Annotated in this window: 14 protein-coding genes; 9 read left to right on the top strand and 5 right to left on the bottom strand. The window is 65.9% G+C overall.

Going from position 1 to position 16,625, the window contains the following annotated elements; all coding sequences use genetic code 11:
* The first annotated feature begins 9 nt into the window (after positions 1-9).
* Together HMUK_RS14025 and HMUK_RS14020 are read left to right on the top strand one after the other, a co-directional pair.
* Positions 10-4,047, top strand: a complete 4,038-nt coding sequence (locus tag HMUK_RS14025; RefSeq protein ID WP_015763841.1) for a DNA polymerase domain-containing protein — start codon at positions 10-12, stop codon at positions 4,045-4,047.
* 63 nt (positions 4,048-4,110) lie between these two features.
* Positions 4,111-4,695, top strand: coding sequence for a GNAT family N-acetyltransferase (locus HMUK_RS14020; protein ID WP_015763840.1), 585 nt, complete (start codon positions 4,111-4,113; stop codon positions 4,693-4,695).
* Positions 4,696-4,901: 206 nt separating this feature from the next.
* Here the strand turns inward: HMUK_RS14020 and glyA are convergent, their stop codons facing one another.
* Positions 4,902-6,146 (bottom strand): serine hydroxymethyltransferase, encoded by a 1,245-nt coding sequence (glyA, locus tag HMUK_RS14015; RefSeq protein ID WP_015763839.1) that lies wholly within the window; start codon positions 6,144-6,146, stop codon positions 4,902-4,904.
* Positions 6,147-6,272: 126 nt separating this feature from the next.
* Here glyA and HMUK_RS14010 point away from each other — a divergent pair, with 126 nt between their 5' ends.
* The 6 genes from HMUK_RS14010 (at position 6,273) to HMUK_RS13985 (ending at position 12,504) form a co-directional block, all read left to right on the top strand.
* The gene (locus HMUK_RS14010) at positions 6,273-7,004 is read left to right on the top strand and encodes an HFX_2341 family transcriptional regulator domain-containing protein (RefSeq protein ID WP_015763838.1); all 732 of its coding nucleotides are present in this window, start codon (positions 6,273-6,275) and stop codon (positions 7,002-7,004) included.
* A gap of 150 nt (positions 7,005-7,154) precedes the next feature.
* Positions 7,155-8,810 carry an MBL fold metallo-hydrolase gene (locus tag HMUK_RS14005; RefSeq protein WP_015763837.1) on the top strand — a complete coding sequence of 552 codons (1,656 nt, stop codon included), beginning with the start codon at positions 7,155-7,157 and terminating at the stop codon, positions 8,808-8,810.
* Between the two features lie 46 nt (positions 8,811-8,856).
* Positions 8,857-10,539 (top strand): acyl-CoA mutase large subunit family protein, encoded by a 1,683-nt coding sequence (locus tag HMUK_RS14000; RefSeq protein ID WP_015763836.1) that lies wholly within the window; start codon positions 8,857-8,859, stop codon positions 10,537-10,539.
* 58 nt (positions 10,540-10,597) lie between these two features.
* The gene (locus tag HMUK_RS13995; protein WP_015763835.1) at positions 10,598-11,038 is read left to right on the top strand and encodes a hypothetical protein; all 441 of its coding nucleotides are present in this window, start codon (positions 10,598-10,600) and stop codon (positions 11,036-11,038) included.
* A 38-nt stretch (positions 11,039-11,076) separates the two neighbouring features.
* Positions 11,077-11,466, top strand: a complete 390-nt coding sequence (gene mce / locus HMUK_RS13990) for a methylmalonyl-CoA epimerase (protein WP_015763834.1) — start codon at positions 11,077-11,079, stop codon at positions 11,464-11,466.
* 69 nt (positions 11,467-11,535) lie between these two features.
* Entirely contained in the window at positions 11,536-12,504 is a 969-nt protein-coding gene (locus tag HMUK_RS13985) for a sugar phosphate nucleotidyltransferase (protein WP_015763833.1), read from the top strand.
* An 18-nt stretch (positions 12,505-12,522) separates the two neighbouring features.
* Here HMUK_RS13985 and HMUK_RS13980 read toward each other — a convergent pair whose 3' ends face one another.
* Entirely contained in the window at positions 12,523-13,779 is a 1,257-nt protein-coding gene (locus tag HMUK_RS13980) for an NAD(P)/FAD-dependent oxidoreductase (protein ID WP_015763832.1), read from the bottom strand.
* A 127-nt stretch (positions 13,780-13,906) separates the two neighbouring features.
* Between HMUK_RS13980 and HMUK_RS13975 the strand changes: the two genes are divergently transcribed.
* Positions 13,907-15,025 (top strand): threonine synthase, encoded by a 1,119-nt coding sequence (locus HMUK_RS13975; protein ID WP_015763831.1) that lies wholly within the window; start codon positions 13,907-13,909, stop codon positions 15,023-15,025.
* On the opposite strand, the gene HMUK_RS13970 is transcribed toward HMUK_RS13975, so the two are convergent.
* The 3 genes from HMUK_RS13970 to HMUK_RS13960 are packed head-to-tail and all read right to left on the bottom strand — an operon-like array spanning position 15,022 to position 16,622.
* The gene (locus HMUK_RS13970; RefSeq protein ID WP_015763830.1) at positions 15,022-15,630 is read right to left on the bottom strand and encodes a J domain-containing protein; all 609 of its coding nucleotides are present in this window, start codon (positions 15,628-15,630) and stop codon (positions 15,022-15,024) included. The genes HMUK_RS13975 and HMUK_RS13970 overlap by 4 nt on opposite strands.
* 49 nt (positions 15,631-15,679) lie before the next feature.
* Positions 15,680-16,435, bottom strand: a complete 756-nt coding sequence (locus tag HMUK_RS13965) for a proteasome assembly chaperone family protein (protein ID WP_015763829.1) — start codon at positions 16,433-16,435, stop codon at positions 15,680-15,682.
* A gap of 4 nt (positions 16,436-16,439) precedes the next feature.
* On the bottom strand, positions 16,440-16,622 hold the full coding sequence (locus HMUK_RS13960; RefSeq protein ID WP_015763828.1) for an RNA-protein complex protein Nop10: 183 nt from the start codon (positions 16,620-16,622) through the stop codon (positions 16,440-16,442).
* Between the last annotated feature and the right edge of the window lie 3 nt (positions 16,623-16,625).

Genomic DNA, 16,625 nt, shown 5'->3' with positions numbered 1-16,625 from the left:
CGCCACATCATGAGCGAGCAGGGCCAGCAGGACCTCGGCGCGTTCGTCGACAGCGACGACACTGACGACGAGCGCGACGTTGCCCAAGAGGCAGCGGCGGTCGCCGGCACGAGCGCGTCGACCGCCGACGTGGTCGACGCCAGCGACCGGCTCTTCGAGGACGTCGAGGAGACGGTTTCGATGGCCGTCACCCAGATCGACTACACCATCGAGGGGCGCGGCGACGACGAGTATCCAGTCATCCACGTTTTCGGCCGAACTGAGTCCGAGGACGCCGTCCACGCCCGCGTCTACGACTTTCGACCGTACTTCTACGCGCCCGCAGAGAACGTCACGGAGGAGCGACTGCGAGGCTACGACAGCATCACTGGCTGGGAGGAGACCGACGCAGACGGCGATCCCTACGAGTCGATCCGAGGCGAGCGACTCGTCAAGATCTTCGGTCGGACGCCCCGTGACGTGGGACAGATCCGCGACGAGTTCGACCACTACGAGGCCGACATCCTCTTTCCCAACCGATTTCTCATCGACAAGGGACTCACCAGCGGTGTCGAAGTCCCGCTCAGAGAGGACGACGACGGCAGTCTCCGGGTCCATCACGCGGAGGTCGCGCCCGCGAACGTGCAGGCGACACCGCGGGTGAACGTCTTCGACATCGAGGTCGACGACCGCTCGGGGTTCCCCGAGGACGGCGAGGAGCCGATCGTCTGCCTGACCAGTCACGACTCCTACCGCGACGAGTACGTCCTCTGGCTGTACGAGGCCCCCGACGGGATCGAAGGGCCGGACCATCTCCCCGACTACGAGCCTATCGAGGGCGAGATCGACGCCGAGATTCGAAGATTCACCGAGGAGGAGGCGATGCTGGAGGCCTTCGTCGACTACATCGACGAGACGGACCCGGACATCCTCAGCGGGTGGAACTTCGACGACTTCGACGCGCCGTACTTCCTCGACCGACTGGAAGAACTGCAGGGCCCACACCACGACTACGACCTCAGTGTCGACCGCCTCTCGCGGGTGGACGAGGTCTGGCGCTCGGGCTGGGGCGGCCCCGACATCAAGGGGCGAGTCGTCTTCGACCTGCTGTACGCCTACCAGCGCACCCAGTTCAGCGAACTCGACTCCTACCGGCTCGACGCGGTCGGCGAGGTCGAACTGGGCGTCGGCAAGGAACGCTATCCCGGCGACATCGGCGACCTCTGGGAAGACGACCCCGAGCGCCTGCTGGAGTACAACCTCCGGGACGTGGAGCTCTGCGTCGAACTCGACCGCGATCAGGACATCGTCGCCTTCTGGGACGAGGTCCGCACCTTCGTCGGCTGTAAGCTCGAAGACGCCACCACGCCCGGTGACGCCGTCGACATGTACGTCCTGCACAAACTCCACGGCGAGTTCGCACTCCCCTCGAAGGGCCAGCAAGAGAGCGAGGACTACGAGGGCGGGGCCGTGTTCGACCCCATCACCGGTGTCAGGGAGAACGTGACGGTGCTGGACCTGAAGAGCCTCTATCCGATGTGCATGGTGACGACCAACGCGAGCCCCGAGACGAAGGTCGACCCGGAGGCCTACGACGGCGACACCTACCGCGCGCCCAACGGGACCCACTTCCGGAAGGAACCGGACGGCGCGATCCGGGAGATGGTCGACGAACTCCTATCAGAACGCGAGGAGAAAAAGTCGCTTCGGAACGATCACGACCCGAAAGAGGACGCCTACGAGCGCTACGACCGGCAACAAGCGGCGGTGAAGGTGATCATGAACTGCTTTACGCCGGACACCGAGGTCGTCACGCCCGAGGGCGTTCGCGACATCACGGATCTCGAAGTCGGCGACGAAGTGTACTCTCTCGATCCGGAAACGATGCGCATGGAGGTCAAGCCGGTCGTCGAGACCCACGACTACCCCGACTATCGGGGCGACCTCGTCGACATCGAGACGAGTAAGATCGACTTCCGAGTGACGCCGAACCACCGGATGCTCGTCCGGAAGAACGAGACAAACGGGATCACCGAAGACGAGTACGGGTTCGTCGAAGCGGGCGAACTCGATCGAGCGACGAACTACGAACTGCCCCACGACTGGGACGGTCCCGACGGTGAGCGGCTCAACGAGGTGGATCTCGTCGACATCCTTGAGGGTGCGTTCGAGGTATGGTGTGACAACGACGACCACGGACACACTCTTGCCGCAGAGGTTGGGTACCGTCCGGACAAGATGCAAAAGCAGGGTGAAGACGGGACTGGCTACGTGTTTGACGCCGAATCGTTCCGGGAGCACCGTGCGTATATTGATGAGAGCTGTTCAGGGTTTTACGTCCACTCTGAGCGCGGTCGCAAGTGGATTCCACGGTTTTACGACGGTGACGACTTCCTCGAACTGCTGGCGTGGTACATCACCGAAGGAAGCATCTACACATCTGCGGATAAGCAGTTTGGTGAGCATTTCCGAGGTAGTTCAACAACAGTGAACATTGCACAGGATGCGGTCCCGGACGGAGGATCTGGTGACGACCACACACGGATAGGCAGCCTCCTCGACGGCATGGGGTTCGATGCGTACGTCGACGAGAAAGGGTACCAGTTCACTTCGAAACTGCTTGGTGATCTCTTCGAACGGCTCTGTGGTAGCGACAGCTTCGAGAAGCGGATTCCCGAGTTCGTGTTCGAAACAAGCCAAGCACAGAAACGGACCTTCCTTGATACGCTTATCGCTGGCGACGGGGACTGGCAGACCAACAGTTGGCGCTACAGCACTGCAAGTGAACGGCTCCGCGACGATGTCTTACGACTCTGTGCTCATCTCGGACTCACCGCCAGCTACAATGAAGACAGTGGAACGTACCGCATCTACGTCACCGAAGACAGCAAGAACACGCTCCGGATGCACCGGAGTGGCGGTGAAAGCACGGCTGAAAACGGTGTTCACTGTGTCACGGTTGAGGACAACCACACTCTGCTCGCCGGGCGGAACGGGAAATTCCAGTTCGTCGGTCAGTCGCTCTATGGTGTCCTCGGATGGGATCGGTTCCGTCTATACGACAAGGAGATGGGGGCGGCCGTCACGGCGACCGGTCGCAAGGTGATCGATTACACCGACGAAGTCGTCGCCAGAGAGGGGTACGAGGTCGTCTACGGGGATACTGACAGCGTCATGCTACAGGTCGGAGACATCGGCCCGGACGACGTCGAAGGCGACGTTGTGGTCACCGACGAGATGCGGGCAAAACACCCCGAGATGGACGACGGCGAACTGGAAACCGTCGCGGCGACGATCCAGAAGGGGTTCGAACTCGAAGAGACGATCAACGAGGCCTACGACGATTTTGCCCTCGAAGAACTCAACGCGCAGTTTCACCGCTTCCAGATCGAGTTCGAGAAGCTCTATCGGCGCTTCTTCCAGGCGGGCAAGAAGAAGCGCTACGCCGGCCACATCGTCTGGAAGGAGGGCAAAGACGTCGACGACATCGACATCACCGGCTTCGAGTACCAGCGTTCGGACATCGCACCGATCACCAAGCGCGTCCAGAAGGAGGTCATCGACATGATCGTCCACGGCGAGGACGCCGACACGATCAAGGAGTACGTCCACGACGTGATCGAGGACTACCAGGCCGGCAACGTCGACCCCGAAGACGTGGGTATCCCCGGCGGCATCGGCCAGAAACTCGACAGCTACGACACCGACACGGCCCAGGTGCGCGGGGCGAAGTACGCCAACATGCTGCTGGGGACGAACTTCCAGAGCGGCTCGAAACCCAAACGGCTCTACCTGGATCGAGTCCATGACGACTTCTTCCAGCGGATCGAGGCCGAGAAGGGACTCGATCCCGCCGAGGATCCGCTGTACGGCGAGTTCCGCCGCGACCCGGACGTGATCTGTTTCGAGTTCGCCGACCAGATTCCCGAAGAGTTCGAGGTCGACTGGGAGAAGATGCTCGACAAGACGCTGAAGGGTCCGATCGCCAGGATCCTCGAAGCGATGGGTATCTCGTGGGACGAGGTCAAGTCCGGCCAGGAACAGACCGGCCTCGGCCAGTTCATGTGAGCCGACGGGCGTTCCGACGCGGGTGACCGTATCCTTTTCACTCGGGCCGGCCTAGAGTCGAGCATGTACGTCCGGGACGCCAAAAACCGAGAGGAGGTCTGGTTGCTGGATCACATCGAGGAGATGGGGCTCGACGCGAGTGCGTTTCGGTCCCGCGACTACGTCATCGCGATCGACGAGGCGGACAACGAGAAGGCCGGCTTCGGCCGCATCCGGGTCCACAGGACCGACGACGCGGAGATCTGCGAGCTGACGAGTATCGGCGTCCTCGACCGCTGGCGCGGTCAGGGCGTCGGCGCACACGTCATCGAACGACTCGTTGAGTACGCCGGGGATCAGGGCTTCGACGAGGTGTACTCGCTGACCGACGAAGCCGAGTACCTCACACAGTTCGGGTTCGAACCGATTGAGGTGGCTCAGCTGCCGGAGAAACTCCGCGAGCGACTGGCGACCAAACAGGAGAACATCCAGCCCGACGCGGTGCCGGTCCGGCTGGCCGTCGACCGCTTCGAGTTGCCACAGCGCTTCCGTGACGCGTTCAAGGATGCCGCCCCTGGTGCCGACGAAGAAGCCGAGCCGGAGGAAGGGCCGGAGGACTTCGGGATCGACCCGGACGAGGCGACCTACAAGTACGACACTGGGCGGTAGATTCGGCTCGTTCGGGTCCACATCCGGACGAGGCGACCTACAAGTACGACACTGGGCGGTAGAGTCGGCTCGTTCGGGTCCACATCCGGACGAGGCGACCTACAAGTACGACACTGGGCGGTAGATTCGGCTCGTTCGGGTCCACATCCGGACGAGGCGACCTACAAGTACGACACTGGGCGGTAGAGTCGGCTCGTTCGGGGCCGCTATTCGTAGACTGGGAACCGATCACAGAGGTCGGTGACGACCTCGCCCGCGTTCTCTCGGACGGTCTCGTCATCGGGCGCGTCGAGCACGTCCGCGATGGCCTCGGCGAGCCGCCGAGTCGCGTCGGCGTCGAAGCCCCGCGTCGTGATCGCGGGCGTGCCGAGGCGGACGCCGCTGGTGACCGTCGATTTGCGCCGGTCGCCGGGGACCGTCGACTTGTTGCAGACGATGCCGGCGTCTTCGAGGGCTGCTTCGGCGCGCTGACCGGTGAGATCGGGATGGCTCTGCTGGAAGTCCACGAGGACGAAGTGTACGTCGGTGCCGCCCGAGACCAGATCGAAGTCGCGCTGGGACAGTTGCTCGTCGAGGGTGGTCGCGTTCTCGACGATCTGGTCCGCGTACGACTCGAACGCCGGCTGGAGAGCCTCGTGGAAGCCTGCGGCCTTGCCCGCGACGTTGTGCATCAGCGGGCCGCCCTGACAGCCCGGGAACACCGCTCGGTCGACCGCCTTTGCGTACTCCTCGCTGGCCATGATCATGCCACCCCGGCCCGACCGGATCGTCTTGTGCGTCGAACAGGTCACCACGTCGGCGACGCCGACTGGAGAGGGGTAGAGATCGGCGGCGACGAGGCCGGTGAGGTGGGCGATGTCGGCGACGTGGACGGCGTCGACCGATTCGGCGATCGCTTGCAGACGCTCCCAGTCGATCTGCCGGGGATACGCAGAGTAGCCAGAGACGAGCAGGTCCGGGTCCGTCTCGCGAGCGCGCTCGGTGACGGCCTCGTAGTCGAGCCGGCCGGTCTCCGGGTCGACGTGGTAGTGGGCTACGTCGTAGTGGGTCGCCACCGCGGTCGCGTCGTGGCCGTGGCTGAGGTGGCCGCCATCGGAGAGTTCCAGCGAGAGGATGCGGTCACCCGGTGCCAGCAGGGCCTCGTAGGCCGCGAGGTTGGCCTGCGTGCCCGAGTGTGGCTGGACGTTGGCGTGGGGCGCGTCGAACAGTTCTCTCGCGCGCTCGATTGCCAGTCGTTCGACCTCGTCGGCGTGCTCACAGCCGGCGTAGTAGCGGTCGCCCGGACGGCCCTCGGCGTAGTTGTTCGTCAGGACAGAGCCCTGTGCCCGCAAGACGGCCTCGCTGGCGTGGTTCTCGCTGGCGATCAGCGTCAGCGTCTCGCGCTGGCGCTCTCGTTCGGCTGACAGTGCGTCCGCGAGCGACTCGTCGACTGCGGTCAGATCTGTCGGCACGGTCGAGCGCACTCGGGGGTCTGGTAAGAGTTCTGTCACGACAGCGGCGACAGTCACGCGACGGCCGACACAGTTGTCGCTATTGTCGACACAGTCTTTTTGTGCCGGGGTGTCGACGCCGTAGACATGGACGTTGCCCAGCGCGTACACCTGATGCCCGTCGGCTACGAGAACGATCGGATCGTCCTCTCTGCCCAGCGGTTCAGCGCCGACCGCGTCGTGTTGCTGGCGTACGACGACCAGACGCCCCATCCCTCTTACAGCGAGACCGTCCGTGAGCGCCTGGACGGTGCGGGCATCGACCACGAGACGATCGACTGCAACATCTTCGACTTCTACGATTCGCTGGGGACCATCGCCGAACTGGCGACCCAGTTCGCCGACCACGACGTGTACGTCAACCTCGCGACCGGCAGCAAGGTCACCGCCATCGGCGGCATGATCGCCTGCATGGCGACGGGCGCGACGCCGTACTACGTGCGCGCCGAGCGCTACGCCGCCGAGACGGACGGCGACGTTGCCGAGGGCATCCGCGAGGTGACGGAGCTACCGACGTATCCAATGGACCATCCCGATCCCCAGCAGGTGGCCGTCATGGCACACCTCGAAGCGGAAGGCGGTGTGACCAAGCGGGCGTTGATCGACTTCGGCGAGGAGGAGGGGCTGCCCTTCCTCGCGGAACACGACGCGGCCAACCGCAAGAGCCAGTACCGGCTGCTGGACAGTCACGTCCTCTCGCCGCTGGCCGAGACCGGCTACGTCACGATCACCGAGCGAGGGCGCTCGAAACGCGTCGAACTGACCGACGCCGGTCACAACACGCTGCGGGCCTTCCGGTACCTGCTCGACGACGCGTGAACTGCGGTCGCCACGTCGGTTCTGGGTCCCCTCCCGTCGTCCACGACGGCAGCGACGCGGGACTGTGCCGCGGCCGCCCCACCGGGGCTTGCAGGGGACATATTTATTGTCGAATCGAGTGTTTCGATCCAGTGGGATGGTGAAACCAGTGTGCGCATAACGTATCAACACGCGAATCCTCGCGGGGGCAGGGAGTCGACGCTGCTGCGTTTCGAGGAGCTGATTCCCGATCAGACCGTCGCCGTATTGATCGACGCCGGAAGTGGAGCGACAGTCGACGACCTGTTGGATCGGTCGGCCGACGAGTACCTGACGGCCGTCTGTCTGACACACGCCCACCTCGACCACTACGAGTCGCTCGGTCGGGTGATTCAAGACGGCGCACCGATTCTGGCAACGCCGTCGACGACCGCAATTCTCGAAGACGTGTTGGCGGCGGGAGAGGCGTACTACGACATCACCGAGACCGAGCGGGTCATCGACCGACTCGACGCGTGTGACTCGTGGACGCGCCTCGTCGAGGGGCTCCACGTCCATCCGGTCCCCGCGGGTCACGCACCGGGTGCCTGTGGGTTCCTCTTCGCCGTCAGGGACGACGACGTGTACCGAACGATCCTGGCCACCGGGGACTTCACGCGACGCGGGGCGGCGGGGTATCCCGGCCTCCCGACGGACCTCCCGGTCGACGTGCTGGTCCTGACCGGCGCGACGAACTCCTCGTTCGAGGCGACGGCTACGGAGCTCGTCACGTCGATCACGGAGCGGGTACTGGCCGGAGCACCGGTCCTCGCCTGTGTCAGTGCGCTCACCGGCGTCCAGATCGCTTACTGGCTCGGCCACTACTTCGATCGGATCGACGAGCGGGTGCCGATTCGACTCGCGGGTCACGTCGCGAACGTGTACGACCGGCTCGGGTACGAGGTTCCCGCCGTCGAGTCGATCCCCGTATTCGACGATCCGGGGCAGTTCGTCGAGAACGGTGCAATCGCCATCGCCGGCCCCGAGGTGCCGGTCGGCGGGAGTTCGAGCAGGCTCTTCGAGCAACTGCGGACCGACGCCAACGCCTTCGTCGTCCAAGTGACCGGCGGCGGGACGGACCCGGTCACGTCGGGTCGATGCACCACGGCCGATTTCGTCTTCAGCAATCATCCGACGAGAGAGGTCGTCGACGACGTGGTCGCGGCGTACGATCCGGTCCACGCGGTCATCGTCCACCAGCGCAACGACGGCGCGGACCGCTTTACCGATCGGTACGACAGTTACGTGTGGGCCACCGACGACGCCGACGAGTACTGCCTGTTCGATCGGGGCGGGTGGACGGGACCGCCCTGGGTGTCCGAGCGCACCGTCAGAACCGTCGAAGCCAACACCGACATGACCGGGCACCTGTTCCAGGACATTTCGTCGTCGTCGGTTCCCGTCCCGACGGTCGAGCGAACTCCCTCCGTTGATCTGACCGGTGAGGGACTCCACCTCGACAGCCTCGACGAGCGCTTCGGAGGGGGCGAGTCGGTCGCGGACACGAGTCCGCCGTCGCCGACGGCCGACGACGCGGCGGAGTCAGCGGTGGACGACGCGGCGGAGTCTGCGGTGGACGACGCTGGCGAGCCTGCGGACGAAGGATCGCCGGGGTTGGCCGACATCGAACGCCGACTCGACGCGATCGAAACGCGGCTCCGTGCCGACGAGTTCGAGGCCCGCGTTATCGACGCCCAGGACGGTGTCACACTGTTGCGGCTCGACGAGGAGATCGACGACGTCTCTCACGGTGACCGGCTGACGGTGTCGCTCTCGCCGATCGAGTGAGACGTGGCGCGCCACCCTTTTGATCGCGCCGCCCGAGAGATCAGCTATGTTCGATCCCGAGGAACTGGCGGCCATCCGCGCCGAGAAAGAGCGCTGGCACGAGGAGACCGCCCGGCCGACGCTCGACCGATTCGGGGAGCGCGAGGAGCAGTTCACCACTGACACGGCGGGCCGCGAGGTCGACCGACTCTACACGCCCGCAGACGTGGCCGATCTCGACTACGAGGAGGATCTGGGGTTCCCCGCAGAGGAGCCCTACACCCGCGGCGTCTACTCGACGATGTACCGCGGACAGCTGTGGACGATGCGTCAGTACGCCGGGATGGGTACCGCGGCCGAGACGAACGAACGGTTCCAGTACCTGCTCGACCAGGGCCAGACCGGGCTGTCGATGGCCTTCGACCTGCCGACCCAGATGGGCTACGACTCCAACGACGCGATGGCGGCCGGCGAGGTCGGGAAGACCGGCGTCGCCATCGACTCGCTTCGGGACATGGAGGTCGTCTTCGACGGGATCGATCTGGGCGAGGTCTCGACCTCGATGACGATCAACGCGCCAGCGAGCGTGTTGCTGGCGATGTACGTCGCCATCGGCGACCAGCAGGGCGTCCCGCGAGACGAACTGCGCGGGACGATTCAAAACGACGTGCTCAAAGAGTACATCGCACGCAACACCTACATCTACCCACCGGAGCCGTCGATGCGGATCATCACCGACATCTTCGAGTTCTGTTCCCAGGAGGTGCCGAAGTTCAACACGATCTCCATCTCCGGCTACCACATCCGCGAGGCCGGATCGACGGCGGCCCAGGAAATCGCCTTTACGCTCGGGAACGGCATCGAGTACGTCGAGACAGCTCTCGAAGCCGGGCTCGACGTCGACGACTTCGCTCCGCAGCTGTCCTTTTTCTTCGCCGCCTACAACAACATCTTCGAAGAGGTCGCGAAGTTCCGAGCGGCCAGGCGGCTGTGGGCCGAGATCATGGACGAGCGCTTCGACCCCGACGACCCGAAGAGCAAGCAACTGAAGTTCCACACCCAGACGGCCGGCTCGACGCTGACGGCCCAGCAGGTCGAGAACAACGTCGTCCGGGTCGCCTACCAGGCACTGGCTGCGGTGCTGGGCGGGACACAGAGCCTCCACACGAACGGCAAAGACGAGGCCGTCGGCCTCCCGACGGAAGACTCCGTTCGGACCGCGTTGCGGACCCAGCAGATCCTCGCCCACGAGTCCGGCGTCGCCGACACCATCGATCCGCTGGGCGGGAGCTACTACGTCGAATCGCTCACCGACGAGCTGGCCGCCGACGCCCGCGAGATCCTCGACACCGTCGACGACCGCGGCGGGATGCGCCGGGCGATCGAGGACCAGTGGGTCCAGCGCCAGATCCAGGACGTGGCCTACGAGCGCCAGCAAGAACAGGAGTCCGGTGATCGGATCATCGTCGGCGTCAACGAGTTCACCGTCGACGAGGAAGAGCCAGTCGAGATCGAGGAGGTCGACGAGACGCTCGAAGCCAGACAGCACGAACGCCTCGACGCCCTCCGCGAGGAACGCGACGACGACCTCGTCGCCGAGCGCCTCGACGCTCTCCGTGTCGCCGCCGAGGGCGACGACAATCTCCTGCCGCCGATGATCCGAGCGGTCAAGGCCTACGCGACCACGGGCGAGATCTGCGACGTGCTCCGTGACGCCTTCGGGGAGTACCAGCCGGGTGGGCCGGCGTAGGACCGTCGTCTGGCGATAGCGACAACTGATTTAAGTAGGCAGTACATCGGGAGCATACATGGTCGAAACGAGACGGCTCGTCGCAGTCTTCCTGATCGGACTGCTCGTCGGCGTCGCCGCGACGACGGCCGTGAGCCTGGGCTTTCAGCAATCGCTGAGCGTTTCGGTGCCGTCGGCGTCCGTGTCCGGCGACTGTAACTCGACCGCTGACGTGAGCGGATGGACCGCACAGGTCCCGAACCGCGGCCACCAGACGATCCTGCTGAACCAGACGATCTCGGGTCCGGTGACCGGTAGCTCACTGGAGGGCGACGCCGACTTCCGCCTGACGATCGACACCAACAGCTCCGAGCCCGGCTGTCGGTACGAGGCGGTGTTGACGCTGCCGGACAACTTCGAATCGCTGACGGTGCTGCACGACGAGCGCACGGTGCTCCGGATCCAGAACCGGGGCGACGGCACGTCACGGTTCTGGCAGCTCAACGAATCGGCCGCCTAGGCCCCAGTCATTAGTGGGATCGCGCCGTCGGCTCGGATATGCACTTCGACCACGCCGGCATCGCGACCGACGACGCGGCCACGCTCGCGGCGCTGTATCGTGACCTTCTGGACGCACCGATCGCTCACGAAGAGCGCTTCGACGGCCTCGATGTCGTCTTTCTCGAACTCGACGGCGGCTACTTCGAGTTGCTGGAGCCGACGGCCGACGCCGACGGCGCGATCGCCGGCTATCTCGCGGACCACGGCCCCGGCATCCACCACCTCGCCGTGGCGACCGACGACATCGAGGACGCACTGGCGGCCGCACGCTCTGCCGGCGTGGACCTGATCGACGAGGAGCCCCGACCCGGAGCGTGGGGCCACGACGTGGCGTTCCTCCACCCGCGCTCGACCGGCGGCGTGTTGCTGGAGTTCGTCGAGCACTGACCGCCCTCCTCGTTCGGGACCGTCGGCGAGAACAAAAAAGACTTACTCCAGCCTCGGGTGCGTTCCCGTATGAAGGCTGTCGTCCTCGCTGGCGGTTACGCGACCCGTCTCTGGCCGGTCACGAAACATCGGCCCAAGATGCTCTTGCCGATCGGTGACAGCACCGTCATCGACCGCATTCTGGGCGAACTCGAACGCGACGATCGCATCTCGGAGGTGTTCGTCAGCACCAACGAGCGGTTCGCGACCGACTTCGAGGCTCACCTCGCCGACTCGTCGTACGAGAAGCCGAAACTCACCGTCGAGGACACGACGGAGGAAGACGAGAAGTTCGGCGTCGTCGGCGCGCTCGCCCAGCTCGTCGACCGGGAGGGGATCACGGACGAGGATCTGCTGGTCGTCGCCGGTGACAACCTCATCAGCTTCGACGTGGCCGAGTTCCTCGACTTCTTCGAAGGTGCCGGCACGCCGACGATCGCGGCCTACGACGTGGGTTCCAGAGAACGAGCGAAGTCCTACGGGCTGGTCGAACTCGACGGCGACGAGGTCGTCGACTTCCAGGAGAAGCCCGACGATCCCAACAGCACGCTCGTCTCGATCGCCTGTTACGCGTTCCCCGCCGAATCGGTCCGTTTCGAGGAGTACCTCTCGGGTGGGAACAACCCCGACGAGCCCGGCTGGTTCATCCAGTGGCTCGTCGCCAACGACGCCGTCTCCGCCTTTACCTTCGACGGCGCGTGGTACGACATCGGTACGCCCGAGAGCTACCTCGAAGCGGTCGCCTGGGAACTGGACGGCGACGCCGTCGTCGCCGACTCGGCCACGGTCGAGAACACCACCGTCGGCGAGAACGTCCACGTCCTCGACGGCGCAGAGATCGTCGATTCCAGGCTCGACAACTCCGTCGTCTTCCCCGAGGCGACGATTCGTGACAGCGATGTCCGGCAGTCGATCATCGACCGCGAGACCCACATCGAAGACCTCGATCTGGCTGGCGCGTTGATCGGGGCCCACACGCACATCACGAACGGCGAGTGATCGCTCGCTCCGACGTTCTCACTGCGTATCGAGCGCCGCTCCGGCGGCGACTCGGCCGCTCTCCAGTGCGCCCTGGATCGACGACCAGCGGGTGTAGTCTCCGGCCAGCACCACCGGCCCCTCCGGAGCGTCGACCGCCGGCAAGCCGGCCCGGAATCCCGGTGGCTGATCGAACTGCGCGAACTCGATGCGGTCGGTCCCGATCAGTTCGAGGTCGGCGAAGCTGGTCTGGGGGTACCACTCGGACAGGGCCGTCCGGACCGTCTCGAACAGCGTCTCGTCGTCGGCCTCTCGCTCTCCGAGGAAGGTCGCAGCGTACGACGCGTGGCCGTCCGGGGCGTACCCCGGTGCGACCGCCGACAGCGGTGCGATCTGGTTCGGCCGGTCGTCCTCGGCGTTGAGCACGATCCGCCGCCCCATCTCCGGACGATCGCCCGACGGCAGCGCGACGTGTTGGGTGACACAGCTCCGTGCCGTCGTCGTGATCGCCGCCACGCCGGTGAGGTCGCTCGCGGCCTTCGGATCGGTCGCGACGACGGCGGCGTCGGCCCCGACGGACTCGTCGCCGGTCTCGACGGTGACGCCGTCGCCGGGAACGACCGCGTCGACGGTCGTTCCGGTTTCGACGGTGACGCCGGCCGCCCGCGCCCGGTCGGCGAGCTGGGCCGTGATCGCACCCATCCCCTCGGCCGGGACGGCGGTCGATCCCTCGGTGAGCATCTTGAACGTGTACTCGAAGACGGCGCTGTCCGTCGACAGCGATCGGTCGAGCGTGATCCCGCCGTAGAAGGGCGCTGCAAAGGACTCGACGAACCCGTCGGAGAATCCTCGATCGGCAAGATACGCCTCGATCGAGGAGCCGCCACGCCGGAGAATCTCGTCGACCGACCGTCCGCGCAGCTCTCGCTGGAGGCGGTAGAGCCTGAGTAGGTCCCGGATCGTCACCTCGTCGTTGAAGACCGTCGCCAGCGCCGAGCGGGGATCCCGGAGGGGATCGGCCAGCACCGATCGCTTGCCCGGCCGGGCGATCGTCGCACCGGGAGTGAACCGCCGGAGGTCGAGCGCGTCGAGGTCCAGTTCCCGTTCGACCGCCGGATAGGCGGGAAAGAGTACCTGGAACCCACGGTCGAGCGTGTAGCCGTCGACGGTGCGAGAGCGAACGCGCCCACCGACGGTCTCGCGTCGTTCGAACAACGTCACGTCCGCGCCCGACTCGGCGATGTGGCGGGCCGCGACCAGCCCAGCCAGTCCGCCGCCGACGACCACGACATCCATACCGGATCGTTCGACCGCGACCACAAAAACGACTCGGGCTTTGCTACGTCGCGGTCGAGCCACGCCGAGACGGGAGTCGAAGGAGCCCGACCGCACAGCACAAGGGAGCGGGGCCCACAGTGCGAGTATGGAGACGAGTCCGGCCTTTCGCGAGTTCGCCTGTGCAGACTGTGAGGAGACGTTCGACGCCGACGAGATCGAACTGCGCTGTCCGGCGTGTGGCGGCCTCCTCGTGGCCCGGTACGATCACGATCTCCGTACGGAACCGACGCGGCCGCCGCTCCCGCTGGCCCGCGAGCGCCGCCACTCGCTCGACGAGGGTGAGACGCCCGCGACCGACTGTCCGACACTGGCCGACGAGATCGGGGCCGATCGACTCCTGCTCAAAGACGAAGGGCGAAATCCGACCGGCGCGGTGACGGATCGCGGACTCGCGGTCGCCGTCAGTGCCGGCGCGGCAGTCGGTGCCGACGCCGTTTCGCTCCCGACGACCGGCAACGGCGGTCAGTCGGCGGCTGCCTACGCCGGTCGGGCCGGCGTGACCGCTCACAGCTACGTCCCCTCGCGGTGTCCGTTCGTCAACAAAGCGATGATCAACGTCCACGGCGGAGAGATGAACGTCGTCGAGGGACGCTATCCCGACGCGCTGGCGGCCTACGAGGACAGCGACGGGGCGCGGTTCCCCGTCGGCCCGTCGTCGCCGTACCGTCGCGCGGGCGTCAAGCGACTGGGCTACGAGCTGCTCACCGGGCCGGCCCCGTCGGCGATCGTGGTCCCGACCGGCCACGGGATCGTCCTCGCCGCGATCCACACGGCGATCGAGGAACTCCGGGAAACCGGTGCCCTCGACGTGACGCCGCGTCTCTACGCCGCACAGCCAGCGGGCTGTGCGCCCATCGTCGACGCCTGCGGAACCGCCGACGCGGTCGCGGCCACCGAACAGCCCGACACGATCGTCGGCCCCCTGGAAGTCCCCGATCCCGCCGTCGGCTCTCTCGCCGTCGCGGCCGTCGACGAGACCGGCGGGCGCGGCGTCGCCGTCTCGGACAGCGACGCGTTGCAGGCGGCCGTCGACGCGGCCGGCACTGCCGGCGTCGAACTCAGCGCGACCGGCGGCGTCGCCCTGGCCGGCGCGCGCGAACTCGCCGCGGAGTTCGAAGGCGAGACGGTCGCGCTGGTCAACCCCGTCGCAGGCTCGAAAGAGGACGACCTGCTTCGCAGCCACCTCATGAGTCAGGGCATCTAGTCGGCGGCGTGTTGCTTCGCTCTCGTGTAGGCCCGTCTGACGCGCTTGAACGCCTCCTCGTCGCCGCCGTGGTCCGGATGGACCTCTTTGACCTTGCGCCGGTAGGCTCCCTTGACCTCCTCCAGGGTCGCCGAAGTGGGCAGACCGAGCTCCCGAAATGCGTCGGCCGTCGGGTGGTACTCCGTCCTCTCGCTCTCTCCGGTCGACCCACCGTCGATCTCCGGCGTCTCGAACGGGAGCCTGGCACCGAGGTGCCAGCCCGGCATCTCGTGTTCGACCAGGACGGGGACGGTCGGTGATCGGTCGATCCGGTAGTAGGCCCGCGCGTCGAACGTGATCGCTACGTCGCGCTTGGGCAGGTAGAAGGCGACGGGCTGGCCCTCGACGAAGTGATCCTCCGCGAAGGGCTCCTCGATCGCTCGCAGGTACGACCGAAGCTCCTCGCGTCGCCGTCGCTCACCCGTGCCGGACGAACCATCGGCTGCCGGCGGCGGGAAGAGTCTGGCTGCAGCGACGAACAGGCCGGCGACGGCGACACTGCCGGCCGCTCCGAGCCCGAGGCCGACGACGAGCCACTCCGGCAGCGACCCAAACTGCGCGAACACGGCCTCACGTTCGGCTGGCGTGATAAAGAATCGTTCGCTGTCGGCGCGATCAGCCGATGTACCGAAGGTCTTCGTCGGAGGGGGTCGGCGTCCCCTGTTCCATCTCCTGAATCTTCCGGGCGACTTCCTCCATCTCGTCTGCGCGGTCTTCGAGTGCCTCGTAGTCGATCTCGAAGCCGAGCAGTTCCTGGAGGATCTCCAGGACCGCCTGCGCGCTCTTGGGGTCGACGAGATAGCCCGAGGTTTCCCCCATGAGACAGGCCGCGTCGAGGTCACGGCGGCCGCTCAGGCCAAGCAGGAGGCCCGAGACGCCGACGATACCGCCTGCGGGCTCGTTCTCGCGGAAGGCGACGCCGACCGATTCGAGTTCCTCGACCAGCGAGTCGGTCGTCGACGCGCCGAGCACGTCGTACTCCTCGATCAGTTCGCCGGTCGGAACGCCACCGAGCGCGTACACCGACTCGACGCCGAACTCCTCGGCCACGTCGAGGAAGGTGTCGGTCAGCCCGTAGTGGCCCTCGTTGTCCTGTGCCTGGTGATCGCCCGTGAGCACGAGCATGTCCCGCCCGTCTTCTGGCCTGACGGCGTGAAACTCTGCCGACGCCAGCTGTGTCGTGCCGTCTTCGACGGTGACCTGTGGCGGGAAGTGCTGGGAGTAGACGCGGGCGACCAGCACGCTGTCGAGTTCTTCGAGCAGATGTTCGGCCGCGAGCTTGCCGACATGGCCGACGCCGGGTAATCCTTCGACCAGTACCGGATCGGTCAACTCGCCGTCCGCGATTCGCTCGATCTCGAACTCGTCCATGGCCCTACTCCCGTCGCCGCCGCTTAAGTGCGCGTCGATACTCGCCGTACGGGTCCGCGGGATCGAACGGTGCCGGCGCGCTGTTGACGGCGTCGCTCCCACAGTCGGGACAGCGCTCAGAAAGCGTGTAGACGGGCCGGTCGTGCTCGGACGCCCACTCGGAACAGACGCGGAGATCGGCCCGCATCGG

Source organism: Halomicrobium mukohataei DSM 12286 (genome assembly GCF_000023965.1).
GTDB lineage: Archaea > Halobacteriota > Halobacteria > Halobacteriales > Haloarculaceae > Halomicrobium > Halomicrobium mukohataei.
Note: the sequence above shows the minus strand (reverse complement) of the source record. Positions and strands in the feature narration are given on the sequence as shown.